Genomic DNA, 26277 nt, shown 5'->3' with positions numbered 1-26277 from the left:
CGGGACGGATCCGGAGGCGGGGTGGCCTAGCGGAAAACCAGCTGCCCGCCCTCGGCATCGACGTGGACGGTATCGCCGCTGCCGAAGTCCCCCGACAGGATCCGCGACGCCAGCGGGTTCTCGATCTGCTGCTGGATCGCGCGCTTGAGCGGGCGCGCGCCGTAGACCGGATCGAAGCCGGCGTTGCCCAGCAGCTCGAAGGCCTTGTCCGACAGTTCGATCGCGATGCCGCGCTCGGCCAACCGCTTCTCCAGCCCGCGCAACTGGATCTTCGCGATCTCCCTGATCTGCGCCTTGTCCAGCGCATGGAACACGACGATGTCGTCGAGCCGGTTGATGAACTCCGGGCGGAAGTGTGCCTGGACCACGCCCATCACCGCGGCCTTCATCTGGGTGTAGGCCTCGGGCGAATCGTCGCCACCCATCTCCTGGATCATCTGCGAACCCAGGTTGGAGGTCATCACGATCACCGTGTTGCGGAAATCGACCGTGCGCCCCTGGCCATCCGTGAGGCGGCCATCGTCGAGCACCTGCAGCAGGATGTTGAACACGTCCGGGTGCGCCTTCTCGACTTCGTCGAGCAGGATCACGCTGTACGGACGGCGCCGCACCGCCTCGGTCAGGTAACCGCCTTCCTCGTAGCCGACGTAGCCCGGCGGCGCGCCGATCAGGCGCGCGACCGAGTGCTTCTCCATGAACTCGCTCATGTCGATGCGCACCATCGCGTCGCTGCTGTCGAACAGGAAATCGGCCAGCGCCTTGGTCAGCTCGGTCTTGCCGACGCCGGTCGGCCCCAGGAACAGGAACGAGCCCGACGGGCGGTTGGGATCCGAGAGCCCGGCGCGGGAACGCCGCACCGCGTCCGACACGACCTTGATCGCCTCGTCCTGGCCGACCACGTGCGTGTGCAGCTGCGCCTCCATCTGCAACAGCTTCTCGCGCTCGCCCTCGAGCATCTTGCTGACCGGGATCCCGGTCCAGCGCGACACCACCTGCGCGATCTCCTCGGCGGTGACCTTGTCCTGCAGCAGGGTGAAGCCCTTGTTCTCGGCTTCCTGCGCCGCCTTCAGCTGCTTTTCCAGCTCCGGCAGTTGCCCGTATTGCAGCTCGCTCATGCGCGCATAGTCCTGGGTGCGCTGCGCGGCTTCCAGCTGCAGCTTCACCTGCTCGATCTGCTCCTTGATCTTCGTCGCGCCCTGCAGCGTCGCCTTCTCGGCCTTCCACACCTCCTCGAGGTCGTTGAACTCGCGCTCCAGCGTGGCGATGTCGCTTTCCAGGTCCGCCAGCCGCTTCCGGGACTCGGCGTCCTTCTCCTTCTTCAGCGCCTCGCGCTGGATCTTGAGCTGGATCAGCCGGCGCTCCTTGCGGTCCAGTTCCTCGGGCTTGGAATCGATCTCCATGCGGATGCGCGATGCGGCCTCGTCCATCAGGTCGATCGCCTTGTCCGGCAGCTGGCGGTCGGCGATGTAGCGGTTGGACAGCGTGGCCGCGGCGACGATCGCCGGGTCGGTGATCTCGACGCCGTGGTGCACGGCGTACTTCTCCTTGAGCCCGCGCAGGATCGCGATGGTGTCCTCCACGCTGGGCTCGCCGACGAAGACCTTCTGGAAGCGGCGCTCCAGCGCCGCGTCCTTCTCGATGTACTTGCGGTACTCGTCCAGCGTGGTCGCGCCGATGCAGTGCAGCTCGCCGCGCGCCAGCGCCGGCTTGAGCATGTTGCCGGCATCCATCGCGCCCTCGGCCTTGCCTGCGCCGACCATGGTGTGCAACTCGTCGATGAACAGGATGATCTGGCCCTCGTTCTTGGCCAGGTCGTTGAGCACGGCCTTGAGCCGCTCCTCGAACTCGCCGCGGAACTTGGCGCCCGCGATCAGCGCGCCCATGTCCAGGCTCAGCACGCGCTTGCCCTTGAGGCCTTCGGGCACCTCGCCGTTGACGATGCGCTGGGCCAGGCCCTCGACGATCGCGGTCTTGCCGACGCCGGGTTCGCCGATCAGCACCGGGTTGTTCTTGGTCCGGCGCTGCAGCACCTGGATGGTGCGCCGGATCTCCTCGTCGCGGCCGATCACCGGGTCGAGCTTGCCCTTCTCGCTGCGCGCAGTCAGGTCGATGGTGTACTTCTCCAGCGCCTGGCGCGCCTCTTCCGCATTCTCGTCCTGCACCTTCTCGCCTCCGCGCATCGCATCGATCGCGCTTTCCAGTTTCGGCTTGGTGGCGCCAGCGGCCTTGAGCGCGCGGCCGGCGTCGCCACCGTCGTCCAGCGCCGCCAGCAGGAACAGCTCGCTGGCGATGAAGCCGTCGCCGCGCTGCTGGGCCAGCTTGTCGGTAACGTTGAGCAGCCGCGACAGGTCGTTGCCGACGCTGACGTTGCCGGCCTGGCCGGAGACCTTCGGCAGCTTGTCGAGCGCCTCGCCGAGGCGCTCGCGCAGCAACGGCACGTTGACCCCGGACTGCGCCAGCAGCGGCCGGCTGCCGCCGCCGGGCTGGTCGAGCAACGCCACCAGCAGGTGCGCCGGTTCGATCAGGTTGTGGTCGCGGCCGACGGCCAGCGACTGCGCGTCGGCCAGCGCCTGCTGGAAGCGGGAGGTGAGCTTGTCCATGCGCATGGACGGAATCTCCGGATTGGGGCCGGGGTGCCGGCGATAGCGTGGAGATGCGGGCGTGAAGCACGGATGCAAGGCGTTGACCGACTCCAGGCCGGCAGGGCGTTTTCCCTCCAATGGGTCGCGTCGTGCGCGACCAGGGGCATGGGATGCGCTGGCTGGGGCAACTGGCACGCCGCAAGGTGCTCAAGGTCGGCGCGGTCTACCTCGCCACGGCCTGGGTGTTGCTCCAGCTGACCGATATCGTCGCGCCGGCGCTGGAACTCCCTGGCTGGACCCTGCGGATGGTGCTGTGGCTGCTGATGCTCGGCTTCCCGGTCGCAGTCATCCTGGCCTGGTATTTCAACCTGGGCGATCGCGGCCTGGAGCGCGAGCGCGAGGACGGTGCCGATGCGCCTGCACCCCGGACGCGCAAGCGCGACTGGGCGCTGCTGGCGGCGATCGCGGTGCTCGGGATCGGCGTCGGCGGCGCGGCGCAGCGGCTGCTGGCTACATTCGGATCGCCGCCCCCGGCGCAAGCGACGGCAGCGAAGGCAATCGCGCCCACCGCTGCCGGCACCAGCGTCGCGGTGCTGCCATTCGTCAACATGGGCGGCGCCGTCGAGGACGGCTACTTCGCCGACGGCCTGTCCGAGGAGATCCTGAATTCGCTCGCCAACACGCCCGGATTGAAGGTCGCCGGCCGCACGTCTTCGTTTTCCTACAAGGGCCGTGACCAGGACATCCGCAAGATCGGCCGCGAACTGGGCGTCGCCCACGTGATCGAAGGCAGCGTGCGCCGCCAGGGCCGGACGCTGCGCGTGACCGCACAGCTGATCAAGGCCGACGACGGATTCCACCTCTGGTCGCAGACCTTCGACCGCAAGCTCGACGACGCGCTGGCGATCCAGAGCGAAATCGCCGCCGCGGTCGCCGACAAGCTGCAGCTCAGCGTGTTGCCATCCAGCGGCGGCACGGTCGCGCTGGACAGCCTGTCGCAGCAGGCCTACCTGCAGGCCCTCGGCCTGATCGGCGAAAGCAGCCAGGAATCGCTCGTGCGTGCCGTCGAGCTGTTGCGGCCGCTGCAGCGCGCGCATCCGGAATTCATTCCCGCCTACCTGCCCCTGGCCGACAGCGTGCAACGCCTGGGGTGGTACGGGCGCGTGCCCTGGCTGCAGGCGTTCGAGGAGATGGAGACGCTGTCGGCCGAGGCCTCGCGGCGTGCGCCGGGCGACCTCGACGTCCGCGTGCTGGGCGCGCTGATTCCGTTCGCGCGCAACGACCTGGCCCCCAGCTACCGCGGCTACGAGCGCATCCTGGCGACGCATCGCCAGCTGGCCGATGCGGCCCCGAACCATCCGCTGCTGCAGCTCAACACCGCGGACGCTGCCCGCATCCTGGACCAGCCGGAGCTGGCGCTGCGGTATTCCGAGCGCTACGTCGCGCTGGAACCGCGCGACCCCAAGGGCCATGTCACCACCGCCCTGGCCCTGCGCGGAATGGGTCGCGACGAGGAAGCGGCCACCGCGTTCCGGCGCGCCATCGATGTGTCGCCGCGGTTCGATGCAGCCTACTGGGAACTCGCACGCCACTTCGCGCGCGTCGGCCGCTACGGCGAGGCGCTGGTCGTGGCGGCAGCCTGCCGGCAGGCCGGCGGTCGCGGTTGCAGCGCCACGCTGGCGGACATGTACCGCATCCTGCGCCAGCCGGCACTCGCGCGCGCGGCCGAACGCGGGTCCGGGCACCCGATGCAGGCCAGCTACGACGCATTCGAGGCCGAACGTCGGCGCGGAGGCTACCGCGCGGCACTTGCCTGGCTGCAGCGACAGGGCGGCGAAGGCGAAAGCTTCAAGCGGTATTTCGGCGACGACCTCGCCACCGCCGCATTGGAATCCCGCGAATACGAGGCCCTGATCGAACTGCGCGGCGAACTCAGCCCGGGTGTCGTCGACCTGCAGGAGCCCCTGCTGGGTTCGAACCTGGACGGGGCCAACGAAGTCGGCATCGCAATGCTGCGCAGCGGGCGGCAAGCCGATGCACGCCGGATGTTCCAGCGCGTCGTCGAGGCCACCCGGCGACTCCCGCCTGCGGCTCGACGGCGCCTTTCGCAGCTGCCCGAGGCGGTGGCGCTGGCATGGCTGGGGGATCGCGAGGCGGCGATGGCGGTGGTCCGGCGCGAAGTCGCCGCCGGCTGGGTTTGCGAGTACTACCTCACCCGAACCAACGTCGATGCGCCCGACCCGCTGGTCGAACCGCTGCGTGACCTGCCCGAATTCCAGCGGTTGATGCAGGCGGTCCGCGGGCGCAATGCCCGCGCCTTTTCGGCACTGCAGGCCTCGGGCCGGCCGTTGCTTCCCGGCGCCGACCCCGCGGCGGCGGTCGAGCAGTAGCCGGCCTGGCCTGATCCGCGCCGCGCCGGCGCATTCGCGGACGGCCGCGTGGCGCGCATGTGAACCCGCCGATAACGCGACCTTGGCCACAATGCGCGGATGAATGCGCGCCGCGATCCCTCACGACCGCGTCCACCGGCGCCCGCCGACGACTGGGCCCTGTTCCTCGACGTGGACGGCTGCCTGCTCGATTTCGCCGATGCCCCCGGGGCGGTGGTGGTGCCCCGGGACTTGCGCGCGACACTGGCGGCGCTGGCACGACGCCTGCAGGGCGCGCTGGCGCTGGTCAGTGGCCGTTCCATCGATGCGATCGACGCGCTTTTCGCGCCACTGCAGTTGCCGGCCGCCGGCCTGCATGGCCTGGAACGGCGCAACACCCGCCTGCACCTGCCGCCGCAGGCACCGCCGGCGCTGGCGGCGATCCACGCCGAAGCCACCACGATCGCGCAGGCTTATCCGGGCGCGCTGGTCGAAGACAAGGGCGTGGCGCTGGGACTGCACTGGCGCACGGCGCCCGGTGCGGGCGACGCGCTGCGCAGGTTCGCGGAAGCCGCATTGCCGCGGCTGCCGGGCTATCGCCTGCAGCACGGCGACCATGTGGTCGAACTGCGCCCGGCCAGCGGCGACAAGGGCAGCGCGATCCGCGCCCTGCTGGACGAGCCGCCGTTCCGCGGCCGGGTGCCGGTGTTCGCCGGCGACGACCTCACCGACGAGAGCGGTTTTGCGGTGGTCAACGCCGATGGCGGCCTGAGCGTGCTGGTCGGCGGGCGTGAACCCAGCGCCGCGCATTACGGATTGCCGGATCCGGGGACGGTGCGCGACTGGCTCGGCGCGATGCCGGGCACCAACGAGGGACGACCGCAATGAATGCAGCAACGCAGCAGCCCAACCTGGACCTGGGGCTGGTCGGCAACGGCAGCTTCGGCGCGCTGGTCGATGCCCGCGGCCGCGTGGCATGGGCTTGCCTGCCGGCGTTCGACGGCGACCCCGCCTTCTGCGCGCTGCTGCAGCCCAAGGTGGATGGCGGCGACTGGAGCGTGGAACTGGAGGACTTCTCCCACGCCGAGCAGCACTACATCGACAACACCGCGTTGCTGCGCACGCTGCTGCACGACAGCCATGGCGGCACGGTCGAACTGGTCGACTTCGCCCCGCGCTGGCGCCAGCATGGCCGCTTCTATCGTCCGGTGATGCTGGTGCGGCGGCTGCGGCCGCTCGCCGGCAGCCCGCGGGTGCGGATCCGCCTGCGGCCGCTGGCCGACTGGGGCGCGCGCGTGCCCGAGCGCACCTGGGGCAGCAACCACCTGCGTTTCCTGCTGCCGCGGATGACCCTGCGGCTCACCACCGACGCGCCGCTTCGGCTGTTGCGCGACGAGCTGCCGTTCGTGCTCGACCGCGAACTGCGCTTCGTGCTCGGCCCGGACGAGACGCTCACCCGGCCGCTGGAAAGCTTCGTCGACGACGCCCAGCGCCAGACCACCGCGTACTGGCGCGAGTGGGTGCGCTACCTCTCGATCCCGCTGGAATGGCAGGACGCCGTGATCCGCAGCGCGATCACGCTGAAGCTGTGCCAGTACGAGGACACCGGCGGCATCGTTGCCGCCATGACCACGTCGATCCCGGAAGCGCCCCACACCGCGCGCAACTGGGACTACCGCTACTGCTGGCTGCGCGACGCCGCCTTCGTGGTGCGCGCGCTCAACCGCCTGGGCGCCACCCGCAGCATGGAGGAATACATCCGCTACATCTTCAACCTGGTCGCCGGCGAGGAACCCGACCTGCAACCGGTGTACGGCATCGGCTTCGAAACCGCGCTGGCCGAGGAGGAAGTCGACAGCCTGGCCGGCTATCGCGGCATGGGCCCGGTGCGGCGCGGCAACCTGGCCTGGCTGCAGAAGCAGCACGACGTCTACGGCAGCGTGGTGCTGGCGTCGGCGCAGCTGTTCTTCGACCAGCGCCTGCGCCAGCGCGGCGACCTGGCGGCCTTCGAGCGCCTGCAGTCGCTGGGCGACCGCGCTTTCGCGCTCTACGACCAGCCAGATGCCGGCCTGTGGGAATTCCGCGGCCGCAGCCACGTGCACACCTATTCGGCGGTGATGTGCTGGGCGGCCTGCGACCGCCTGGCCAAGATCGCGGCGCGCTTCGAGCTCGACGAGCGTGCCGCGCACTGGCGCCAGCGCGCCGACGCGATCCGCGCGCGGGTGCTGGACGAAGCCTGGAACGCGCAGCGCGGGCATTTCGCCGACGCCTTCGGCGGCGAGCGCCTGGACGCATCGTTGCTGCTGCTCGCGGACCTGGGCTTCATCGAGGCGCGCGACCCGCGCTTCATCGCCACGGTCGAGGCGATCGGACGCGACCTCAAGCGCGGGCAGGGCCTGTTCCGCTACATCGCACCCGACGATTTCGGCGCGCCGGAGACCAGCTTTACCATCTGCACCTTCTGGTACATCGACGCGCTGGCGTCGATCGGCCGCAAGGACGAAGCGCGCGGGATGTTCGAACAGGTGCTGGCGCGGCGCAACCCGCTGGGACTGCTCTCGGAGGACCTGGCCTTCGACAGCGGCGAGGCCTGGGGCAATTTCCCGCAGACCTATTCGCACGTGGGCCTGATCATCGCCGCGATGGCGCTGAGCCGGCCGTGGCAGAGCGCGGTATGAACGCCGCGCCGGGAGGCCAGGCGTGAGCCGGCTGGTGGTGGTTTCCAACCGCGTCGCGCTGCCGGGCGAATCGCGCGCCGGCGGCTTGGCCGTCGCGCTGCAGGCCGCGCTGGACGAGACCGGCGGACTCTGGTTCGGCTGGAGCGGCAAGATCGACCCGAGCCACTCCGGCAAGCTGCACGAGCAGCACGACGGCAACATCCGCTACGTCACCATCGACCTGTCGCGGCGCGACCACGCCGACTACTACAACGGGTTCGCCAACCGTTCGCTGTGGCCGTTGCTGCATTTCCGCGTCGACCTGGTCGACTACAGCCGCGAGACCTGGGCGGCGTATCGGCGCGTCAACGCGCTGTTCGCGGAAAAACTGGCGCCGCTGCTGCGCGACGACGACATGGTCTGGATCCACGACTACCACCTGATTCCGCTCGCCGCCCTGCTGCGCGAGCATGGTGTGCGCTGCAAGCTCGGCTTCTTCCTGCACGTGCCGATGCCGTCCTCCGACCTGCTGGCGGCGCTGCCGCAGCACAGCCGGCTGTTCGAGGGGTTGTCGGCCTACGACCTGGTCGGCTTCCAGACCAGCCGCGACCTGGAGCGCTTCCAGGACTACGTGCGCCTGTTCGGCCGTGGCGACGTGATATCGCCCGGGGTGCTGGAAACCGCAGGCGGGCGGCGGTTGCACGCCGGTGCTTTCCCGATCAGCATCGACACCGCGCACATCGCGCAGCAGGCGGGCGAGGCGGTCGAGAACTCCAGCGTGCGCCGGCTCAAGGACAGCCTGTCGGGGCGCGCCCTGGCGATCGGCGTCGACCGCCTGGATTATTCCAAGGGCCTGCCGGAACGCTTCCGCGCCTTCGCGCGCTACCTGCAGCGACATCCGCAGCAGCTGGGCAAGCTCACCTACCTGCAGATCGCGCCGGTTTCGCGCGGCGACGTCGCCGAATACCGGGCGCTGCGCGAGGAACTCGAGCAACTCGCCGGCCACATCAATGGCGGCCACGCCGAGCCGGACTGGACGCCGATGCGCTATGTCAACCGCAACTACGCGCACCCCACGCTCACCGGCTTCTACCGGCTGGCGCGGGTCGGCCTGGTGACGCCATTGCGCGACGGCATGAACCTGGTGGCCAAGGAGTTCGTCGCCGCGCAGGACCCGGAGGATCCGGGCGTGCTGGTGCTGTCGACTTTCGCCGGCGCCGCGCGCGAGCTGGACAGCGCCCTGCTGGTGAATCCCTACGACCTGGACGGCGTCGCCGACGCGATCGCGACCGCGATGCGCATGCACCGTGACGAGCGCAGGGAACGCTGGCAGGCGATGATGGGAACGCTGCGGACGCACGACATCACCGCATGGCGGCGCGACTACCTGGCTGCCCTCGCAAGCGCCTGACGGCCGTTCCGGTCGCCCCCGTGCAGTTTGGCGCGAACGGCGGGGTCGACGAGAACAGCATGCGGTTCGAGCAGGCGTTTTCCGACGACGGCGGCAAGACCCGGGAAACCAACTGGATCGCCACCGACACCCGGATCCAGAGACCTACGCCGGGCGCTGCCAGGCCAGGGTCGCCATGCGCCCGCCGCGCTGGTCGCGGCGATGCGAAAAGAAGCGCTGCGGATCGCTGATGGTGCACAGGCCGCCGCCGTGGACGCGGGTCACGCCGGCATCGGCCAGGCGCTGCCGCGCCAGTGCGTACAGGTCGGCCCGCCAGTGCCCGGGCCGGGTCGCCGCGAAGGCGCCCGCTGCGCGTGGATCGCGGTCGACGAAAGCACTGAAGACCTCGTCGCCGACCTCGTAGGCCCGCGGTCCTGCCGCCGGGCCAAGCCAGGCCACGATGCGCCCGGCCGCGGCCTCCATCGCAGCGGCGGTGGATTCCAGCACACCGGCATGCAGGCCGCGCCAGCCCGCGTGCGCCACGGCGACTTCGCCGCCATCGTCGCTCGCGAGCACCACCGGCAGGCAGTCGGCCGTGAGGATCGCCAGCACCGTGCCGGGCATTCGCGTGACCGCGGCGTCGGCTTCGGGTTCGTCGGTTCCGGGTTCGATCGCGACCGTGGTGCCGTGCACCTGCCGCAACCAGCGCGGCGGCGACGGCAGCCCGAAGCGTTGCAACAGTTCCGCGCGGTTGCCGGCGACGTCTTCGGCGACGTCGCCGCAGCGCGTGCCGAGGTTGAACCGGTCGAACGGCGCCGCCGACACGCCGGCGCCATGGCGCAGGGTCGTGAACGCGGCCACGCCCGGCGGCGCCGGCCAGTCGGCGGCCAGGATCGCGCTCACCGGCGCCCACTCTCCGCGTGCGCCGCGGCGTCCTCGCGCAGCGCCCGCAATAGCCGTTGCATGTCCGCCGGCAGCGGCGCGCTCACGCGCAAGGGTTCGCCGCTGGTGGGGTGGGTGAATTCCAGCGTCTCGGCGTGCAGGGCCTGGCGCTTGAAGCCGCGCAGCACCGCGATCAACTCGTCGGAGGCGGCACGCGGCAGCTTCAGCGGCCCGCCATACAGCGGGTCGCCCACGATCGGATGCTTGAGGTGCGCCATGTGCACCCGGATCTGGTGGGTGCGGCCGGTTTCCAGGCGGCACTCCAGTGCGGTATGCGCACGGAAGCGTTCGCGCAGCCGGTAGTGGGTGACGGCGTCGCGGCCGTTTTCGCGCACCGCCATGCGGATGCGGTCGCGCGGGTGGCGGTCGATCGCCGTGCTCGCGGTGCCGCCGCTGACCAGCGCGCCGACCACCACGGCGAGGTACTGCCGGTGCACCGCGCGCGCCGACAGCTGCGCCACCAGCGCGGTGTGCGCCGGCAGCGTGCGTGCGACCACCATGACGCCGGACGTGTCCTTGTCGAGACGATGCACGATCCCGGCGCGTGGCAGCGTCGCCAGCGTGGGGTCGCGGTGCAGCAGCGCATTGACCAGGGTGCCGGTCGGGTTGCCGGCGCCCGGGTGCACCACCAGCCCGGCCGGCTTGTCGAGCACGTACACGTCGGCGTCCTCGTGCAGCATCTGGAGCGGGATGTCCTCCGCCTGCGCATGGGTCTGGGTTTCCAGCACCGCCGCGAGCACGACTTCCTCGCCGCCACGGACCAGGTCGCGCGGGCGCAACGGTTGGCCGTCGAGCAGCACGTCCCCGGACTTGATCCAGGCCGCCAGCCGCGAACGCGAGAATTCAGGGAACAGCTCCGCCAGCACCGCGTCGAAGCGGCGCCCCGCGGACGCCTGCGGAACCACGGCGCGACGCGGCTCGGCTTGGTCTGCGTGCTCGGGGTCGGGGTGGTCGTGGGGCATGTGGCGCGGGCCTGCGGGCGTCGGGGAAGGGGTGGCGGCGATCCGGGGCGGTGCGGGCCACGGCGGCGCTGCTATTATCCGTCCTTCGTGCCCCCGGCGCCTTCAGTCCCGTCCCATGACCCCACGTTCATTCCTGCGCCCCGTGCTGCTGCTGCTGCTCGTGGCCGTGCTCGGCACCTCCGGCTGCGCCCGCCTCAAGGGCATGTTCAAGGATGGCGACGCCAACGAAGGCGTGCCGGTCGCCGAGCTCTACCAGAAGGGCCACGAGCAGGTCATGGACGGCGACTGGAGCAGCGCGCTGACGATCTACAAGCGCCTGGTCGCGCAATACCCGTACGGGCCCTATACCGAGCAGGCGCTGGTCGAAACCGCCTATGCGCAGTACAAGTCGGGCAAGAACGACGATGCGATCTCGACCATCGACCGCTTCATCCGTACCTACCCGACCCATCGCAACACGGTCTACATGTACTACCTGCGCGGCCTGGTGAACTCCAACCGCGACACCGTGTTCCTGCAGAAGGTCTGGACCCTGGACGCCAGCCGCCGCGACCTGGCGACGCCGCAGCAGGCCTACAACGATTTCAAGATCGTCACCGAGCGCTATCCGAACAGCCGCTACGCGGCCGACGCGCGCCAGCGCATGGTCGCGCTGCGCAACCTGTTCGCGCGGCACGAACTGGACGTCGCGCTGTACTACATGCGCCGCGGCGCCTGGGTTGCAGCGGCGGACCGCGCCAAGTACATGCTGGAGACCTATCCGCAGACGCAGTACCAGAACGACGCGGTCGCCACTCTCGGCGAGGCCTACACCCAGCTCGGCAACACCGCCCTGGCCGCCGACGCCCGGCGCGTGCTGCAGCAGAACGATCCGCAGCACCCGTGGCTGAGCGGCGACTGGCCGGACTATCCCTCGTCGCTGCGCCGGCTCAACCCCTTCGCCGGCGACAAGTCGGCGCTGGACCACGAGTAGGCGAAACGCCGGCTGCCACCGAAAACGCCGCCCAAGGGCGGTGTTTTTGTTTGCGCGCAGTTCAGTCTCCGGACGTCGGCTTCGGCCGGAGTCACCGCCCGACGGCCTGGGGGTGCTGTGCCCTCCTGACGACATCCTGTCTTCAAGTCGGGTCGTGGACCATCCATGGTCCACTCTCCGCACCCCCAGCCCGCCGGGCGGCGACTGGCGAGCTTGGAGGCCAGGGTTCCGGCCGTTCTTGCTCTTCAAGCGCCGAGCAACCGTGCTGAAGCCGGTGGCCCGCTATTCGCGGGACCTTCGGCGACATGGATGTCGCCGATGAGCCTACATGGATGTACTTGCGGCGTGTCCCGCGAATAGCGGGCCGCCGGCTTCCTCCACGAAATATCCGCACACTCAAAGGGTAGTAAAAGGTGTGTGCCGCCAAGTCGCAGCGCGCCGGTCCCGCTACCGGGACCCCTTCCACGGAGCGGCCCAGAGGCTGCTCTTCGAAGTATTCGCCGCGCGAACAGCCGAAGGCCAGGGCCTGGCTCCCTGCCGGCAACTATCCGCGATAGCCGTTGCTGATCGGGTAGCGCCGCTCGCGCCCGAATGCGCGCCGCGACACCTTCGGCCCCGGCGCGGCCTGGTGACGCTTCCATTCGCTGGTGCGCACCAGCCGAAGCACCTTGTCGACGATGGCCGCATCGAACCCGGCGGCGACGATCTCCCCGCGCGACTGCTCCTGGTCCACGTGCCGCATCAGGATCGCGTCGAGCACGTCGTAGGGCGGCAGCGAGTCCTGGTCGGTCTGGTTCTCGCGCAATTCCGCCGATGGCGGCCGCTCGATCACCGCCTCGGGGATCACCTGGCCGCCATGGGGCGCGCTGCCGCCGACGGTGTTGCGCCAGCGCGCCAGCGCGAACACCTCGGTCTTGTACAGGTCCTTGATCGGTGCGAAACCGCCGCACATGTCGCCGTAGATAGTGGCGTAGCCGACCGCGTACTCGCTCTTGTTTCCGGTGGTCAGCAGCAGGCCGCCGAACTTGTTGGACAAGGCCATCAGCAGCGCGCCGCGGGTGCGCGACTGCAGGTTTTCCTCGGTGGTGTCGACCGGCTTGCCGGCAAAGGTCGCGGCCAGGGTGTCGAGGTAGCCCTGGAACGGCGCCTCGATCGGCAGTTCCAGCAGGCGCACGCCAAGCGCCGCGCATTGCGCGACGGCGAGGTCGTTGGACAGGCCGGCCGTGTAGCGCGATGGCATCCGCACCGCGGTGACGTTGTCGGCGCCCAGCGCGTCGACCGCGATCGCCAGCACCAGCGCAGAATCGATGCCGCCGGACAGGCCCAGCCAGGCTTTTTCGAAGCCGTTCTTGCGGCAGTAGTCGCGGGTTCCGCGCACCACCGCGCGCCACGCCAAGGCATCGCGGCTCTCGTCGCCGTCCACCGTCCAGCGCACCGCCTCGAAGCGGCGCGACTGCGGGTCGAAGTCCGCGACCAGCCAGTCGTCGAGGAAGGCCGCGGCCGCCGGGTGCACGATGCCGTCGCCGTCGGCGAGCACCGATGCGCCGTCGAATACGAGCGCATCCTGGCCGCCCACCATGTTGAGGTAGGCCAGCGCGACGCCCCGGCCATCGACCTGGGTTTCGGCCACCCGCTGCGCCAGCAGGGCATCGCGTTGCGCGTGCTTGTCGCGTTCGAACGGCGAGGCGTTGGGCACCAGCACCAGCTGCGCGCCCGCCGCGGCGGCCTGCTCCAGCGGCTCGGGGAACCACAGGTCCTCGCACACCAGCACGCCCACGCGCACGCCTTCGACCTCGAACACGCAGGCGCCGCCATCGGGATCGACGTCGAAATACCGGCGCTCGTCGAACACCGCGTAATTTGGCAGCTCGCGCTTGCGGTAGGTGGCCTCCACGCGGCCTTCGCGCAGCACGCTGGCGGCGTTGTAGACCACCGCGCCGGCCGCCTGCGGCCAGCCGACCACCGCGACGATGCCGTGGGTGGCGGCGGCGATGCGTTGCAGCGCGGCCTCGCAGTCGGACAGGAACGCGGGCCGCAACAACAGGTCTTCGGGCGGGTAGCCCGACAGCGCCAGTTCCGGGAACAGCACCAGGCCGGCGCCGAACTCGTCGCGCGCCTGCGCCACCAGGTCGATGATGCGCGCCGCGTTGTCCGCGACCGCGCCGACCGGGAAATCGAATTGCGCCAGCGCGATCCGCAACGCCATGCCTGCTCCTGCGCGATGGCGGCGCCATCGCTGACGCGCAGTGTACTTGCGCGGCAGTGCCAGGGGTGGTGGCGGGCGGTGCGGCGCCCCGCCGCCGCATCGGCCTTACTGGACGACGAACGAAACCCGCAGGTTGACCCGCCACTCGGTGACATTGCCGCCGTCGTCGGTGACGACCTTGATCTCGTTGACCCAGGCGCCCTTGATGTTGTTGACCGACTCCGCACACTTCTTCAAGCCCGTCCTGACCGCATCTTCCATGCTCGTCTTGGACGCGGCGTTGAGCTCGATGATCTTGGCAACCGACATGGCCCTTCTCCCTGGAGCGACGGACATCCGCCGCCCCCAGCCTAGCGACCGCTCTGTTAAGCAGGCGCTAGCCGGACGCCGCCCCGGGGCGCTGCTAGCATCGCCGCCATGACCCCTGCCCCCAACCTGGTGCTGGTCGGCCCCATGGGCGCCGGCAAGAGTTCGATCGGCAAGCGCCTGGCCGAGCGGTTCGGGCTGCGTTTCGCCGACGCCGACCGCGACATCGAGCTGCGCACCGGCGCCAGCGTCGGCACCATCTTCGACTGCGAGGGCGAAGCCGGTTTCCGCGCCCGCGAGAGCGCGGCGCTGGCGCAATTGCTGGCCGGCAGCGGCCAGCTGATCGCCACGGGCGGCGGCGCGGTGCTCGATCCGGACAACCGCAGGCGGTTGCGCGAGCGCGGCTTCGTGGTCTGGCTGCAGGTCGGTGTCGAGGCGCAAGTGGATCGGCTGGCACGCGACCGCACGCGGCCATTGCTGCAGCGCGCCGACCGCGTGGAGGTCCTGCGCCAGCTCGCCAGCGCGCGCGCGCCGCTGTATGCCGAAGTGGCCGACCTTGCGTTCGATACCGACGGCCTGGCCACCAGCGAGGCCGCGTGCGCGCTCGCGTCCCTGCTGCGCGAACGCTGGCAATGCGACGCCGCCGCAGCGCCAGCGATGCCGCTGGCCGCGCATCCGCGCGGCGGCGAGGGCCCGGCATGACCGCGGCGTCGCAAACGATCGAAGTCGGTGGCGCCCGGCCCTATCGGATCCGTATCGGCCCGGGCCTGCTCGACCACGGCGCGGCGCTGGCCGCGCACGTGCGCGGCCGCCATGTGCTGCTGGTCAGCGACAGCCACGTCGGGCCGCTGTATGCGGCCCGGGTGGTGGCGGCATTGAATGCGCATACGCCGGCCCAGGTGGTCGTCGCCTGCGTGGCCGCCGGGGAAACCGCGAAATCGCTGGACGGCTTCGCCGCGTTGCTGCGCGAACTCGCCGACCTCGGCGCCACGCGCGATGCCTGCGTGCTGGCGCTGGGCGGCGGCGTGGTCGGCGACCTCGCCGGGTTCGCCGCCGCCTGCTGGATGCGCGGCATCGACATCGTGCAGTTGCCGACCACGTTGCTGGCGATGGTCGATTCCTCGGTCGGCGGCAAGACCGCGATCGACCTGGCGCAGGGCAAGAACTTGGTCGGCGCGTTCCATCCGCCGCGCGCGGTGTTCGCCGACACCACGACGCTGCGCACCCTGCCCGAGCGCGAACTGCGCGCCGGGTTCGCCGAGGTCATCAAGTACGGCGCGATCATGGATGCGCGGTTCCTCGACTGGCTCGACGCCCATGCCGACGCGCTGCTTGCGCGAGACGACGCGGTGCTGGCGCCGGCCGTCGCCCGCAGTTGCGCGCACAAGGCCGCGATCGTGGCCCGTGATCCGCTGGAGCACGGCGAGCGCGCCCTGCTCAACTTCGGCCACACCTTCGCCCACGCGATCGAGGCCGAACAGGGGTACGGCGGCGACGTCATGAACCATGGCGAGGCGGTGGCCGCCGGGATGCTGCTGGCCGCGCGCCTGTCGGCCACGCTCGGGCTGGCGACGGACGCCGACGCCGGGCGCCTGCAGGCGCTGCTTGACCGTTTCGGCCTGCCGACCGCAATGCCGCCGGGGCTGTCGGCCGACGCCCTGCTGGCGCGCATGCGAATGGACAAGAAGGCCGCCGCCGGCGGCCTGCGCTTCGTCCTCTGGGACCGGCCGGGGACCGCGCGGCTGGTCGCCGACGTGCCCGACGACGCCGTGCTGGACGTGCTGCGCCCCGCCTGACCGCGCGGCCGCGCCTCGCACCCCGGCTACAATGGCCGGCCATGCGCATGCTGCTGCAACAACGCCCCGACGGCCGCGAAGCCCCGCGCTTCGTGCAACTGATGCTCGAGCCGGACCTGCTGGGCGGCTGGACGCTGGTGCGCGAGACCGGGCAGATCGGCGGCCGCAGCACCCTGCGCCGCGAGCAGTACCTGGACCAGGCCAGCGCCCAGGCCGCGTTCGAGCACGCCCGCGACCTGCAACTGAAGAAGGGCTTCCAGCTGATGTTCGCGCAAGGCGCCGAAGCCCCCCATCCGAAATGACCGTGGCGGCGCTCCCGAGCGCAGCGAGGGAGCCGCCGCCGACCGCTCCCGGGCCAGCGGATACTCCGCCGCGCCCGGGCTGACCGCCCAAGGATCCAGCCGATGAGCCATGCCCCCGCCAACGACCGCCTGCTGCGCGCGCTGCGCCGGCAACCCGTCGACCGCACCCCCGTGTGGCTGATGCGCCAGGCCGGCCGCTACCTGCCCGAATACCGCGCCACCCGCGCCCGTGCCGGCAGTTTCCTGGCGATGGCGAAGAATCCGGAACTGGCCTGCGAAGTGACCCTGCAACCGCTGCGTCGCTTCCCGCTCGACGCCGCGATCCTGTTCTCCGACATCCTCACCATCCCCGACGCGATGGGGCTGGGCCTTTACTTCGCCGACGGCGAAGGCCCGAAGTTCGAACGCCCGGTGCGCGACGCCGCCGCCATCGCCAGGCTCGGCGTGCCGGACATGGAAACCGAGCTGCGCTACGTCATGGACGCGGTACGCACGATCCGGCGCGAGCTGGACGCCGGCAACGGCGTGGCAAGCGTGCCGCTGATCGGCTTCTCAGGCAGCCCCTGGACGCTGTCCTGCTACATGGTCGAAGGCGGCGGCAGCAAGGATTTCGCGCGCATCAAGGCGATGGCGCTCAACGATCCCGCGGCGCTGCACGCGTTGCTCTCGGTCAACACCGACGCCGTCATCGCCTACCTGTCGGCGCAGCGCGCGGCCGGCGCGCAGGCGTTGCAGGTGTTCGACACCTGGGGCGGAGTGCTGTCGCCGGCGATGTACCGCGAATTCTCGCTGCCCTACCTGGTCCGGATCGCGCGCGAACTGCCGCGCGGCGAAGGCGACGCGCGCACGCCGCTGATCCTGTTCGGCAAGGGCAACGCCGCGCACCTGGAGGCGCTGGCCGATTCCGGCGCCGAAGCCATCGGCGTCGACTGGCTGGTCGAGGCCGGGGAAGCCGCGCGCCGGCTGCAGGGCAAGGTCGCGCTGCAGGGCAACCTCGACCCGGCGGTACTGTACGGCTCGCCCGATGCGATCCGTGCCCAGGTGCGCGCCGTGCTCGATGGCTATGCCGCAGGCAACGGCGGCTCGCGCGAAGGCCATGTCTTCAACCTCGGCCACGGCATGTCGCCGGACATGGCGCCCGAGCACGTCGCCGTGCTGGTCGAGGCGGTGCACGCGCTCTCCGGCCGGGGCAGCTGAGCCACCCCCGGCGATTGCGCCGGCGCCCCCGCCAGCTGTTAGCCTTCGCGGGTTCCGCCCGGGAGAGCCGCCATGCGCAAGGTCCTGTCGTGCTGCCTGCTGATGCTGGGGCTGTTGTCCGCGGACGCGATGGCCGCAACGCCACCGGACCCCGCCACGGCACCCCGGTCGCAGGCCGTCTCCCCGCCGGCGTCGTACTTCGACAATACCGGCCGGGACGACATCCTCGCCGGCGGCGTGCGCATGATCCCGATCCATACGCCCTCCGGCGACTTCCGCGTCTGGACCAAGCGCGTCGGCAACAACCCGACGCTCAAGGTGCTGCTGCTGCACGGTGGCCCCGGCGCCACCCACGAATACTTCGAGGCCTTCGACAGCTGGTTCCCCGGCGCCGGCATCGAGTACTACTACTACGACCAGCTCGGCTCGGCCTACAGCGACCAGCCCGGGGACATGGCGCCGCTGCTGTCGGTCGCGCGCTACGTGGACGAAGTCGAGCAGGTTCGGCAGGCGCTGCGCCTGGACCGCGACGACTTCTGCCTGCTCGGGCACTCCTGGGGCGGGATCCTCGCGATCGAGTACGCGCTCAAGTACCAGCAGCATCTCAAGTGCCTGGTGATCTCGAACATGATGTCGAGCATCCCCGCCTACAACCGCTACGCGCACGACGTGCTGATGCCGGCGATGGACCAGGCCCAGCTCAAGCAGATCCTGGCGCTGGAGGCGGCCAGGCAGTACGACGATCCGCGCTACGAGGCGCTGCTGCAGCCCTTCTACGAGGAACACGTCCTGCGCATGCCGGGCGAGCGATGGCCGGAGCCGGCATTGCGCTCGTTCGCGCACACCAACAAGGCCGTGTACGTGCCGATGCAGGGTCCGAGCGAAATGGGCGCCAGCGGCATCCTTGCCGACTGGGACCGCACCGCCGACCTGCACGCCATCACCGTACCCACGCTGGTGGTCGGCGCCGGCCACGACACCATGGATCCGGGGTTCATGGAGAAGATGTCGAAGCTGTTGCCCGGCGGGCGTTACCTGTACTGCCCGAACGGCGGCCACATGGCGTTGTATGACGACCAGGCGACCTACATGGCGGGCGTGATCGACTTCCTGCACGACGTCGACGCGGCCGCATCGCCCACCCAACCGGGCACACCCGCGCAATAGCGCGCCTCAGGCCCCCGCCGGCAGCGCCGCGGTGGACGCCTGTTCGATCGCCTCGGCCAGCATCGCGCCGCTCAGCGGCTTGCGCAGGAAGCCGTCGAAGCCGGCCGCTCGCGCCTGCGGTTCGGCCTCGGCGTCGGCGCGCGCGGTGACCGCGAGCAGCGGCGCATCGAATCCCTGCGCACGCAATGCCCGCGCCAGTGCCAGGCCGTCCATTCCCGGCAGGTCGAGGTCGAGCAGCGCGGCATCGAAATTCGCCCGCGCAGCTTCGCCCAGTGCCGCCAGCGCGTGCGGGGCATGGGCCACGCGATGGCCCTGGGCCTGCAACAGGCCGGCGATCACTTCGGCCACGGTCGGGTCGTCTTCCACCAGCAACAGTTCCAGCTCCCGCGCCACTCCCGCCGCCGGCCCCGGCGCGTTTGCTGCCGCGCTCACGACGGCGGCGGCCGGCAGCGGCAATTCGAGCGAAAAACGGGCGCCATCGCCCGGCGTGCTGTCGACGCCGATCCGGCCACCCATCGCCGCGGCCAGTTCCTGGCTGATCGCCAGTCCCAGGCCGCTGCCGCCATGGCGCGCGGTGGTGCGCGTGCCTTCGGCCTGTTCGAAGCGCTGGAACAAGCGCGATTTCTGTTCCTCGCTGAGCCCCGGGCCGGTATCGCTGACGACCAGTCGGATGCCGGCAGTCGCCGGCAGCGTCGTCACCGCCAGCCCGACTTCCCCATGCTCGGTGAACTTGATCGCATTGCCGACCAGGTTGAGCAGGATCTGCCTGATCCGCAACGCATCGCCGAGCAGGACCTCGGGAACGCCCGGATCGACCTGCTGCCGGAAACGCAATCCCTTCTGCCGCGCCAGCGGCGCCTGCAGCGCAACGACGTCGGCGAGCAGCGCGGCCAGGGCGAATGGTTGCGGGTCGAGTTGCAGCTTGCCGGCCTCGATCCGCGCCAGGTCGAGCGCATCGTTGACCAGTCGCAGCAGGTGGTTGCCGGCGCGGCGGATGGATTCGGTATAGCCGCGCTGGCGTTCGTCCAGGGGCGTGCCCAGCAGCAGCTCGCTCATGCCCAGCACGCCGGTCATCGGCGTGCGCACCTCGTGGCCGAGCGTGGCGAGGAACCGGGTCTTGGCCAGCGATGCCTGTTCGGCCAGTTCGCGTTCGTGTTCGATCAGTTGCAGGGCATGACGCTGCTTCAGGCGCTCGCGATAGGCGGCCGCGGCCCACCACAGCAGCAATGCAACCAGCGCGGCCAGTCCCGCCAGCGCCCACGGCGTGCGCCACCATGGCGGCAGCACGCGCCAGCGCAGCAGCTGTTCCGGCGACCAGTTGCCGGCGGCATCGCGGGCCCGAAGTCGCAGGACGTAGTTGCCTGGTTGCAGGCCGCTGAAGATGCGTTCGCCGCTGGCGTCCTGGCCAACCCAGCTGCGGTCGTAGCCCTGCAGCAGGCTGGCATAACGGTTGGCGAGCGGATCGGCGTATGCCAGCAGGCGTGCGCGCACGCGCAGTTCGCGCAGCTGCGGCGGCAGTTCGATCGTGCCTGCGGGCAAGGGCTCCCAGAGGCCGTCGCGGCGCACCGCGACCTGGTCGATGCGCAGGTCGGGGCGTACCGGCGCCGGGTCCGGGGCGGTGGTATCGACCAGCACGACGCCGCCGTCGGTGGTGGTGGCGGCGAGCACGCCGGCAGCCGTCACCGTGATGCTGTGGGCCTCGAATTCCTGGCTGCTCAGCCCGTCCTGGACGCCGAACCGGCGCAGGTGGCGGGCAGCCGGACCCCAGCGGAACAGGCCGCGCGTGGTCGACAGCCAGACCCGATGTTCGCGATCGACCGCCATTCCCGCGGCTTCGACCGCGGGAATGCCGACCTCGGGACCGACGCCCGCGCTGCGCCGCCAGGCTCCGCGGTCGCGCCGATACTGCTCCAGGCCGGTGATGCGCGACAGCCACAGCGCGCCACTGCCGTCGAAGGCCAGCGCGTACACGCGGCCGTCGCCCATCGCGGCAACCGGTTCGAAGCGATCGCGCTCTTCGTGCCAGGACGCGACGCCGCGATCGCCCGCGATCCACAAGGCGCCGTCGGGTGCGAACACCATCGCCTCGATGTCGGCGCCGCCCAGGCCATGGCTGCCCGCCGGCAGGTTGCGCAGCACCTTGCCGCTGCTGCCGTCGCGCTCCTGCACGCCGCCGCCGCTGGAAGACACCCACAGGTTGCCGTCGGGGGCGATCCGAAGGATGTCGACCCCGGGCAGGATCGGATCGATCGCGTCGTTGGCCTGCCACCGGCGGATGCCGCCGTCGCCGTCGATGCGCACCAGCACGTTGCGGTCGCCGGCCCACAGCACGCCGCGCGGATCCTCGACGATGGCCGCGAACTTCGTCGCCTGCAGGGCTTCGATCGTCGCCGTCGGCAGTTGTTCGACGCTGCCGTCCGCCGCCAGCCGCTCGGGCGCACCGATGTTGCTCGCCAGCCAGACGCCGCCGTGCACCGCTGGCGTGACCCCGCGATAGAGCGCGCCGCTGAGGCCGTCGTCGCTGCGCGCGAACTGCGCCAACTGGCGCCAGTCCGCGCGCAGGTAGCCCAGGCCGATCCCCGGGATCGGCGCCCATAGCGCCCCATCGGGCTGCAGCAGCAGGGACGCCACTGCCTTGTCGATGCCGGGCCCGTTCTCGTGCACCGGCACCGGGATGCCGTCGGCGCGCGTGCGCCACAGGCCGCGCTGGCTACCGATCCAGAACTGCCCGTCGCGGTCGCGCGCCAACGCCATCATCGCGTTGGGCTGTTCGAACATCGGGGCCCACGACGGCGCCACCCAGCGCCCGTCGCCGCCGCGGCGCCACGGCCCGGTGCTGGTGCCGGCCCACAGCGCATCGCCATCGACCGTCAGCGAGAACGCCATCGGATTCGGGCGCTTGCCCGGCAGCGCGATCCGCTCGAAGTCCTTGCCGGTCCAGCGCGCGATGCCGCGCGTGGTGCCGACCCACAGGTTGCCTCGCGGATCGAAAGCCAGCGTCAGCACGGTATCCGCAGGCAGGCTGCGCGGATCGCCGGCGTCGGGCATGTAGCGGGTGATGCGGCCATCGCGGCCAAGGCGGTGCAGGCCGCCGCCATAGGTGCCGAACCACACCACGCCGTCGCGGCTGACGATGGCCCAGGTGTCGTCGCTGCCGATGCGCGGATCATCGGCCATGCGGTAATGGCGCAGGTGCTGCCGGCGCGCATCGAGGACGCTGAGGCCGCCGGCTTCGGTGGCGATCCAGATCCGGTCCTGCGCATCGACATGCAGGGCCTGGACGTTGTTGCCGGGCAGCGAATCGGCGTCCCCCGGGATGTTGCGCCAGATGCGGAAGCCGACGCCGTCGTAGCGTGCCAGTCCGTCCGGCGTGGCCAGCCAGACATAGCCGGCGTGGTCGCGCACGACCACGTTGACACTGCTCGAAGGCATGCCTTCGGCGACGCCGACCAGGCGGAAGCGCGGCGTTTCCGGCACCGCGGCGCAGGCCAGCGCAGCCCACAGCCACAGCAGTCCCGACAGCATCCATGCGATGCGTGACATGGCGTTCCCCCTTTCGCAGCCGCCTTGCGCGGCGCACGTCCCCGCCGGCATGGTCGCAACCGCACACGGTGCCCGCAAGCAGGCCGCAGGCCTGCCGCGCCCGATTCAGCCGATCCGGCCTAGAATCCGTGGCATGAGGCCCCGCCTGCCGCAGCCGTCGCGCCTGCCACCCCGCCTGCCCCCAGGGTCGGTGCTGCTGCTTGCGCTGCTGGCGCTGCCATCCCCGCTGCTGGCGCAGGCCGCCGGCTACCGGCTGGACCCGGTCCACACCCGGGTACTGTTCGGGGTCAGCCATGCCGGTTTCTCGACCTCGCTGGGCACGGTGTCCGGCAGCACCGGGATGCTGGTGTTCGATCCGGACGACTGGCGCAGCGCGCGCCTGCAAGTCGAAGTACCGCTGTCGCGCGCCGACTTGGGCGACGCGCGCTGGAACCGCGCGGTGCTGGCCCGCAACATGCTCGATACCGACCGCTACCCGGTGGCGACGTTCGTGTCCACGCGCGTCGAGCCGGTCGACCCGACCCGCGCCAGCGTCTGCGGCACGCTGACCCTGCACGGCGTGGCGCGCGAACAATGCCTGGACGTGACCCTCAACCTGCTGCGGCGCGATCCCGTGCCGCCGTTCCGCCGCACCGCCGGGTTCTCCGCCCACGCAACGCTCAAGCGCAGCGACTTCGGCATCGATGCCTGGAAAAGCATGATCGGCGACGAGGTCGAATTGCGGATCGAGGCCGAGGCGGTGCGCGACGGCAACGTCCTCGACGCCATCGACGCCATCGACGCCGGGCCTGCAACGGAAGCGCCGCCGCTTCCACCCGCCGCCGACGACAACGCGCCGGCGCCGCAGGACGAGGGCGAGCCGACACCGTCCCCCGTGCCGGCAACGACGGACCAGCCATCGTGATCGGCAGGAATACCGATGATCGCTGGGGCGCGGTCAGCCAGTCGCTGCACTGGCTGATCGTGGTCCTGATCGTGGTGATGGCCTGGCTGGGCCTGACCATGACCGACCTGCCCAACACGCCGTACAAGATCCGCATCTATGCGCTGCACAAGTCGATCGGCCTGACCATCCTGGCGCTGGCCGCGTTGCGGCTGCTGTGGCGCTGGCATGCCGGCGCTCCGCATGCACTGCCCGGGCCGCGCTGGCAGCACCGCGTCGCCACGTTCACCCACGCCGGTCTTTACCTGCTGCTGTTCGCGGTGCCGATCAGCGGCTGGGTGACCAACTCGGCCGCCGGATTTCCGCTGCCGTGGTTCGGGCTGGTGCACCTGCCGCCGCTGGTGGGCCAGGATGAAGCGCTGCACGAACTCGGCGAGGACTGGCACGAATGGCTGTTCTGGGCGCTGGCGGCGCTGTCCCTGGCGCATGCAGGCGCCGCGTTCTGGCACCACCTGTTCCAGCGCGACGCGACCCTGGCGCGGATGTTGCCATCGCGCTGGCTGCACGTTCCTGCCTCCAAGGAGCCTCCCCATGCGTAATCCGATGATTGCGGCGCTGCTGGCGCTGCTGGCGCCCCCGGCACTGGCGGCCGACTACGTGCAGGCCCCGGGCTCGGCGCTGGCGTTCGGCGGCATGTACCAGGGCGAAGCGTTCTCCGGCCGCTTCCCCGGCTTCAGCACCACGCTCGCGTTCGATCCCGCGGACCTGGCGTCGGCCAGGCTGGACGTGGCCATCCCGATGGCCGGCGCCACCACCGCCAATGCCGACTACGACACCGAGATGCGCGGTGACGCGTTTTTCGCCGTCGCCCGCTTCCCGCAGGCGCGCTACACCGCGACCCGGTTCCGCAGCCTGGGTGGCAACCAGTACGCCGCCGACGGCACGCTGTCGCTGCATGGCATCGACAAGCCGGTCACGCTGACCTTCACCTGGACGCCGGGCACGGAACCGGTGCTCGCGGGCAAGGCCACGGTCCGGCGCTTGGACTTCGACGTCGGTGGCGGCGACTGGGCCGACACCAGCCTGATCCCCAACGAAATCGCGATCAGCACCCGCGTCCTGTTCACTCCGCGCTGAATCTCGTCTGGAAAGCCAATCGCTGCCGTCCGGGCGGGGCGACACGCCACCCGGGGCGTGGCCCGACGCGCCTTCCACTGGCAGCCCGTGCCCGCGGCGGCCCCGCCCGAAGCCCGGGCCGTTGCCATCAACGCGACAAGCGACATGGGCCGGGGGAAGACCTACTCGCCGGCAACGAAAGTGCGCACGGTTTCGGGGTCGAAGGGCCAGTCCAGTTCGAGCCCGCGGGCCTCGTCGCGCCAGACCGGTACGCGCCGGCCATAGCGCTGTTCCAGCGCCGGTTGGTCGTCGATGAAGACGCTGTCGAAGGCCGGCGCGCGCGCCTGCGCCAACACCTCCAGCGCCAGGTCGCACAGGTGGCAGTCGTCGCGCTGGAACAGGAGGAACCGCGGGGCTGGCATCGGCCTAGAATAGCTGCATGGCAGTCAGCACCTTCGACCTCTTCAAGATCGGCATCGGCCCGAGTTCCTCGCACACGGTCGGCCCGATGCGCGCCGCCGCGCGTTTCGTCGACCACTGGCTGCGCGAAGCCGGCGCCCTGGAGCGCGTCGCCCGCCTGCGCGCCGAGGTGTTCGGTTCGCTCGCGCTGACCGGGCGTGGCCACGGCACCGACAAGGCGATCCTGATGGGGCTGGAGGGCCAGCAGCCCAATCTCATCGATCCCGACATCATCCCCGCCGCGCTCGAGCGCATCCGCGGAAGCAAGCGGATCCGCCTGCTCGGCAGCCACGAGATCGGCTTCGACGAAAAGACCGACCTCGTGATGAACAAGCGCCAGAAGCTGCCGTTCCACAGCAACGGCATGCGTTTCACCGCCTACGACGCGCACGGCGACCTGCTCGCCACCCGCGACTACTACTCGGTCGGCGGCGGCTTCGTGGTCAACCAGGACGAAGCCGCGGAGGACCGCATCGTCGCCGACACCACGCCCTTGCCCTATCCCTTCCACAGCGGCGACGAACTGCTGGCGCACTGCGCGCAACACGGCCTGACGATCGCGCAGCTGATGTTCGCCAACGAACAGGCCTGGCGCAGCGCCGACGAGATCCACGCCGGCCTGCGCGAAATCTGGCAGGCGATGCAGTCCGGCGTGCAGCGCGGCATCCGCGAGGGCGGCACCCTTCCCGGCGGGCTGCACGTGCAACGCCGGGCGCCGCTGCTGCATGCGGAACTGTCGGCCAGGCCGGATACGGACGTGTCCGATCCGCTGGCCACGCTGGACTGGGTCAACCTGTTCGCGCTCGCGGTCAACGAGGAGAACGCCGCCGGCGGGCGCATCGTCACCGCGCCGACCAACGGCGCGGCCGGGATCATGCCGGCGGTGCTGCACTACTACCAGCGCTTCATCCCGGGCGCCGACGAACAGGGCATCTTCGATTTCCTGCTCACTTCCGCCGCGATCGGCATCCTCTACAAGGAAAACGCCTCGATCTCCGGCGCCGAGGTCGGCTGCCAGGGCGAGGTCGGCGTCGCCTGCTCGATGGCAGCGGGCGGCCTGACCGCCGCGCTCGGAGGCAGCATGTCGCAGGTCGAGAACGCCGCCGAGATCGGCATGGAGCACAACCTCGGACTGACCTGCGACCCGATCGGCGGCCTGGTGCAGATCCCCTGCATCGAGCGCAATGCGATGGGCTCGGTCAAGGCGATCAACGCCTCGCGCATGGCACTGCGCGGCGACGGCAAGCACAAGGTCAGCCTGGACAAAGTCATCAAGACCATGCGCGACACCGGCCGCGACATGCAGGACAAGTACAAGGAAACCTCGCGCGGCGGACTCGCGGTCAACGTCATCGAGTGCTGACGTCGCCCGCTGACCGGAGCCGGGCAAGCCCGTGGCCACGCCGGCGGGACCGGTTCGCGCTTAC

General features: G+C 70.6%; 21 protein-coding genes. 14 read left to right on the top strand and 7 right to left on the bottom strand.

Features of this window, described 5'->3' with window-relative positions:
• Positions 1 to 26: 26 nt before the first annotated feature.
• Positions 27 to 2606: an ATP-dependent chaperone ClpB gene (gene clpB / locus MQC88_RS07385; protein ID WP_243320632.1), complete on the bottom strand. Its 2580-nt coding sequence runs from the start codon at positions 2604 to 2606 to the stop codon at positions 27 to 29.
• 113 nt (positions 2607 to 2719) lie between these two features.
• Between clpB and MQC88_RS07380 the strand changes: the two genes are divergently transcribed.
• The 4 genes from MQC88_RS07380 (at position 2720) to otsA (ending at position 9019) form a co-directional block, all read left to right on the top strand.
• Positions 2720 to 4972 carry a hypothetical protein gene (locus tag MQC88_RS07380; protein ID WP_243320631.1) on the top strand — a complete coding sequence of 751 codons (2253 nt, stop codon included), beginning with the start codon at positions 2720 to 2722 and terminating at the stop codon, positions 4970 to 4972.
• Between the two features lie 99 nt (positions 4973 to 5071).
• A complete protein-coding gene (gene otsB, locus MQC88_RS07375; RefSeq protein WP_243320629.1) occupies positions 5072 to 5839 on the top strand; it encodes a trehalose-phosphatase in 768 nt (255 codons plus the stop codon).
• Positions 5836 to 7629: a glycoside hydrolase family 15 protein gene (locus MQC88_RS07370; RefSeq protein ID WP_243320627.1), complete on the top strand. Its 1794-nt coding sequence runs from the start codon at positions 5836 to 5838 to the stop codon at positions 7627 to 7629. Before otsB ends, MQC88_RS07370 begins: the two co-directional genes overlap by 4 nt.
• Positions 7630 to 7651: 22 nt before the next feature.
• The gene (otsA, locus tag MQC88_RS07365; protein WP_243320626.1) at positions 7652 to 9019 is read left to right on the top strand and encodes an alpha,alpha-trehalose-phosphate synthase (UDP-forming); all 1368 of its coding nucleotides are present in this window, start codon (positions 7652 to 7654) and stop codon (positions 9017 to 9019) included.
• A gap of 144 nt (positions 9020 to 9163) precedes the next feature.
• Here the strand turns inward: otsA and pgeF are convergent, their stop codons facing one another.
• Positions 9164 to 9901: a peptidoglycan editing factor PgeF gene (pgeF, locus tag MQC88_RS07360; RefSeq protein WP_243320624.1), complete on the bottom strand. Its 738-nt coding sequence runs from the start codon at positions 9899 to 9901 to the stop codon at positions 9164 to 9166.
• The gene (rluD, locus tag MQC88_RS07355; protein ID WP_243320621.1) at positions 9898 to 10902 is read right to left on the bottom strand and encodes a 23S rRNA pseudouridine(1911/1915/1917) synthase RluD; all 1005 of its coding nucleotides are present in this window, start codon (positions 10900 to 10902) and stop codon (positions 9898 to 9900) included. Before rluD ends, pgeF begins: the two co-directional genes overlap by 4 nt.
• A 115-nt stretch (positions 10903 to 11017) precedes the next feature.
• On the opposite strand from rluD, the gene MQC88_RS07350 reads away from it, so the two are divergent.
• Positions 11018 to 11875: an outer membrane protein assembly factor BamD gene (locus MQC88_RS07350; RefSeq protein WP_243320619.1), complete on the top strand. Its 858-nt coding sequence runs from the start codon at positions 11018 to 11020 to the stop codon at positions 11873 to 11875.
• 544 nt (positions 11876 to 12419) lie between these two features.
• Here the strand turns inward: MQC88_RS07350 and MQC88_RS07345 are convergent.
• The gene (locus tag MQC88_RS07345) at positions 12420 to 14081 is read right to left on the bottom strand and encodes an NAD+ synthase (protein ID WP_243320617.1); all 1662 of its coding nucleotides are present in this window, start codon (positions 14079 to 14081) and stop codon (positions 12420 to 12422) included.
• 105 nt (positions 14082 to 14186) lie between these two features.
• Positions 14187 to 14390, bottom strand: a complete 204-nt coding sequence (locus MQC88_RS07340) for a dodecin family protein (protein WP_243320616.1) — start codon at positions 14388 to 14390, stop codon at positions 14187 to 14189.
• A 108-nt stretch (positions 14391 to 14498) separates the two neighbouring features.
• Between MQC88_RS07340 and MQC88_RS07335 the strand changes: the two genes are divergently transcribed.
• The 5 genes from MQC88_RS07335 (at position 14499) to MQC88_RS07315 (ending at position 18849) form a co-directional block, all read left to right on the top strand.
• Positions 14499 to 15089, top strand: coding sequence for a shikimate kinase (locus tag MQC88_RS07335; protein WP_243320614.1), 591 nt, complete (start codon positions 14499 to 14501; stop codon positions 15087 to 15089).
• Complete coding sequence (gene aroB / locus MQC88_RS07330; RefSeq protein WP_243320612.1) at positions 15086 to 16183, top strand: 3-dehydroquinate synthase; 1098 nt, start codon at positions 15086 to 15088, stop codon at positions 16181 to 16183. Before MQC88_RS07335 ends, aroB begins: the two co-directional genes overlap by 4 nt.
• Positions 16184 to 16224: 41 nt before the next feature.
• Positions 16225 to 16485: a WGR domain-containing protein gene (locus tag MQC88_RS07325; protein WP_243320610.1), complete on the top strand. Its 261-nt coding sequence runs from the start codon at positions 16225 to 16227 to the stop codon at positions 16483 to 16485.
• A gap of 102 nt (positions 16486 to 16587) precedes the next feature.
• Positions 16588 to 17682 (top strand): uroporphyrinogen decarboxylase, encoded by a 1095-nt coding sequence (gene hemE / locus MQC88_RS07320; protein ID WP_243320608.1) that lies wholly within the window; start codon positions 16588 to 16590, stop codon positions 17680 to 17682.
• A 72-nt stretch (positions 17683 to 17754) separates the two neighbouring features.
• Positions 17755 to 18849: a proline iminopeptidase-family hydrolase gene (locus MQC88_RS07315; RefSeq protein ID WP_243320606.1), complete on the top strand. Its 1095-nt coding sequence runs from the start codon at positions 17755 to 17757 to the stop codon at positions 18847 to 18849.
• Between the two features lie 6 nt (positions 18850 to 18855).
• Here MQC88_RS07315 and MQC88_RS07310 read toward each other — a convergent pair whose 3' ends face one another.
• Positions 18856 to 22392: a hybrid sensor histidine kinase/response regulator gene (locus MQC88_RS07310; RefSeq protein WP_243320603.1), complete on the bottom strand. Its 3537-nt coding sequence runs from the start codon at positions 22390 to 22392 to the stop codon at positions 18856 to 18858.
• 133 nt (positions 22393 to 22525) lie between these two features.
• Here MQC88_RS07310 and MQC88_RS07305 point away from each other — a divergent pair, with 133 nt between their 5' ends.
• Genes MQC88_RS07305 through MQC88_RS07295 form a run of 3 tightly spaced genes read left to right on the top strand, consistent with a single transcriptional unit; the run spans position 22526 to position 24412 of the window.
• Positions 22526 to 23296: a YceI family protein gene (locus MQC88_RS07305; RefSeq protein WP_254713277.1), complete on the top strand. Its 771-nt coding sequence runs from the start codon at positions 22526 to 22528 to the stop codon at positions 23294 to 23296.
• A complete protein-coding gene (locus MQC88_RS07300; RefSeq protein ID WP_243320601.1) occupies positions 23293 to 23874 on the top strand; it encodes a cytochrome b in 582 nt (193 codons plus the stop codon). Before MQC88_RS07305 ends, MQC88_RS07300 begins: the two co-directional genes overlap by 4 nt.
• Positions 23867 to 24412 carry a YceI family protein gene (locus MQC88_RS07295; RefSeq protein ID WP_243320598.1) on the top strand — a complete coding sequence of 182 codons (546 nt, stop codon included), beginning with the start codon at positions 23867 to 23869 and terminating at the stop codon, positions 24410 to 24412. Before MQC88_RS07300 ends, MQC88_RS07295 begins: the two co-directional genes overlap by 8 nt.
• Before the next feature lie 161 nt (positions 24413 to 24573).
• Here MQC88_RS07295 and MQC88_RS07290 read toward each other — a convergent pair whose 3' ends face one another.
• Positions 24574 to 24813 (bottom strand): glutaredoxin family protein, encoded by a 240-nt coding sequence (locus MQC88_RS07290; RefSeq protein WP_243320596.1) that lies wholly within the window; start codon positions 24811 to 24813, stop codon positions 24574 to 24576.
• Between the two features lie 17 nt (positions 24814 to 24830).
• Between MQC88_RS07290 and MQC88_RS07285 the strand changes: the two genes are divergently transcribed.
• Entirely contained in the window at positions 24831 to 26213 is a 1383-nt protein-coding gene (locus MQC88_RS07285) for an L-serine ammonia-lyase (protein WP_243320594.1), read from the top strand.
• Positions 26214 to 26277: the final 64 nt, after the last annotated feature.

The sequence above is a fragment of the Cognatiluteimonas sedimenti genome, from assembly GCF_022808325.1.
GTDB classification, from domain to species: Bacteria; Pseudomonadota; Gammaproteobacteria; order Xanthomonadales; family Xanthomonadaceae; genus Cognatiluteimonas; species Cognatiluteimonas sedimenti.
The sequence above is the reverse complement of the archived record's forward strand: the minus strand, read 5'-3'. Positions and strand labels throughout refer to the sequence as shown.

Coding starts and splice junctions, on each gene's coding strand:
- clpB (WP_243320632.1), bottom strand. CDS start 2,606: ATGCGCATGGACAAGCTCACCTCCCGCTTCCAGCAGGCGCTGGCCGAC.
- MQC88_RS07380 (WP_243320631.1), top strand. CDS start 2,720: ATGGGTCGCGTCGTGCGCGACCAGGGGCATGGGATGCGCTGGCTGGGG.
- otsB (WP_243320629.1), top strand. CDS start 5,072: ATGAATGCGCGCCGCGATCCCTCACGACCGCGTCCACCGGCGCCCGCC.
- MQC88_RS07370 (WP_243320627.1), top strand. CDS start 5,836: ATGAATGCAGCAACGCAGCAGCCCAACCTGGACCTGGGGCTGGTCGGC.
- rluD (WP_243320621.1), bottom strand. CDS start 10,902: ATGCCCCACGACCACCCCGACCCCGAGCACGCAGACCAAGCCGAGCCG.
- MQC88_RS07350 (WP_243320619.1), top strand. CDS start 11,018: ATGACCCCACGTTCATTCCTGCGCCCCGTGCTGCTGCTGCTGCTCGTG.
- MQC88_RS07345 (WP_243320617.1), bottom strand. CDS start 14,081: ATGGCGTTGCGGATCGCGCTGGCGCAATTCGATTTCCCGGTCGGCGCG.
- MQC88_RS07340 (WP_243320616.1), bottom strand. CDS start 14,390: ATGTCGGTTGCCAAGATCATCGAGCTCAACGCCGCGTCCAAGACGAGC.
- MQC88_RS07335 (WP_243320614.1), top strand. CDS start 14,499: ATGACCCCTGCCCCCAACCTGGTGCTGGTCGGCCCCATGGGCGCCGGC.
- aroB (WP_243320612.1), top strand. CDS start 15,086: ATGACCGCGGCGTCGCAAACGATCGAAGTCGGTGGCGCCCGGCCCTAT.
- MQC88_RS07325 (WP_243320610.1), top strand. CDS start 16,225: ATGCGCATGCTGCTGCAACAACGCCCCGACGGCCGCGAAGCCCCGCGC.
- hemE (WP_243320608.1), top strand. CDS start 16,588: ATGAGCCATGCCCCCGCCAACGACCGCCTGCTGCGCGCGCTGCGCCGG.
- MQC88_RS07315 (WP_243320606.1), top strand. CDS start 17,755: ATGCGCAAGGTCCTGTCGTGCTGCCTGCTGATGCTGGGGCTGTTGTCC.
- MQC88_RS07310 (WP_243320603.1), bottom strand. CDS start 22,392: ATGTCACGCATCGCATGGATGCTGTCGGGACTGCTGTGGCTGTGGGCT.
- MQC88_RS07305 (WP_254713277.1), top strand. CDS start 22,526: ATGAGGCCCCGCCTGCCGCAGCCGTCGCGCCTGCCACCCCGCCTGCCC.
- MQC88_RS07295 (WP_243320598.1), top strand. CDS start 23,867: ATGCGTAATCCGATGATTGCGGCGCTGCTGGCGCTGCTGGCGCCCCCG.
- MQC88_RS07290 (WP_243320596.1), bottom strand. CDS start 24,813: ATGCCAGCCCCGCGGTTCCTCCTGTTCCAGCGCGACGACTGCCACCTG.
- MQC88_RS07285 (WP_243320594.1), top strand. CDS start 24,831: ATGGCAGTCAGCACCTTCGACCTCTTCAAGATCGGCATCGGCCCGAGT.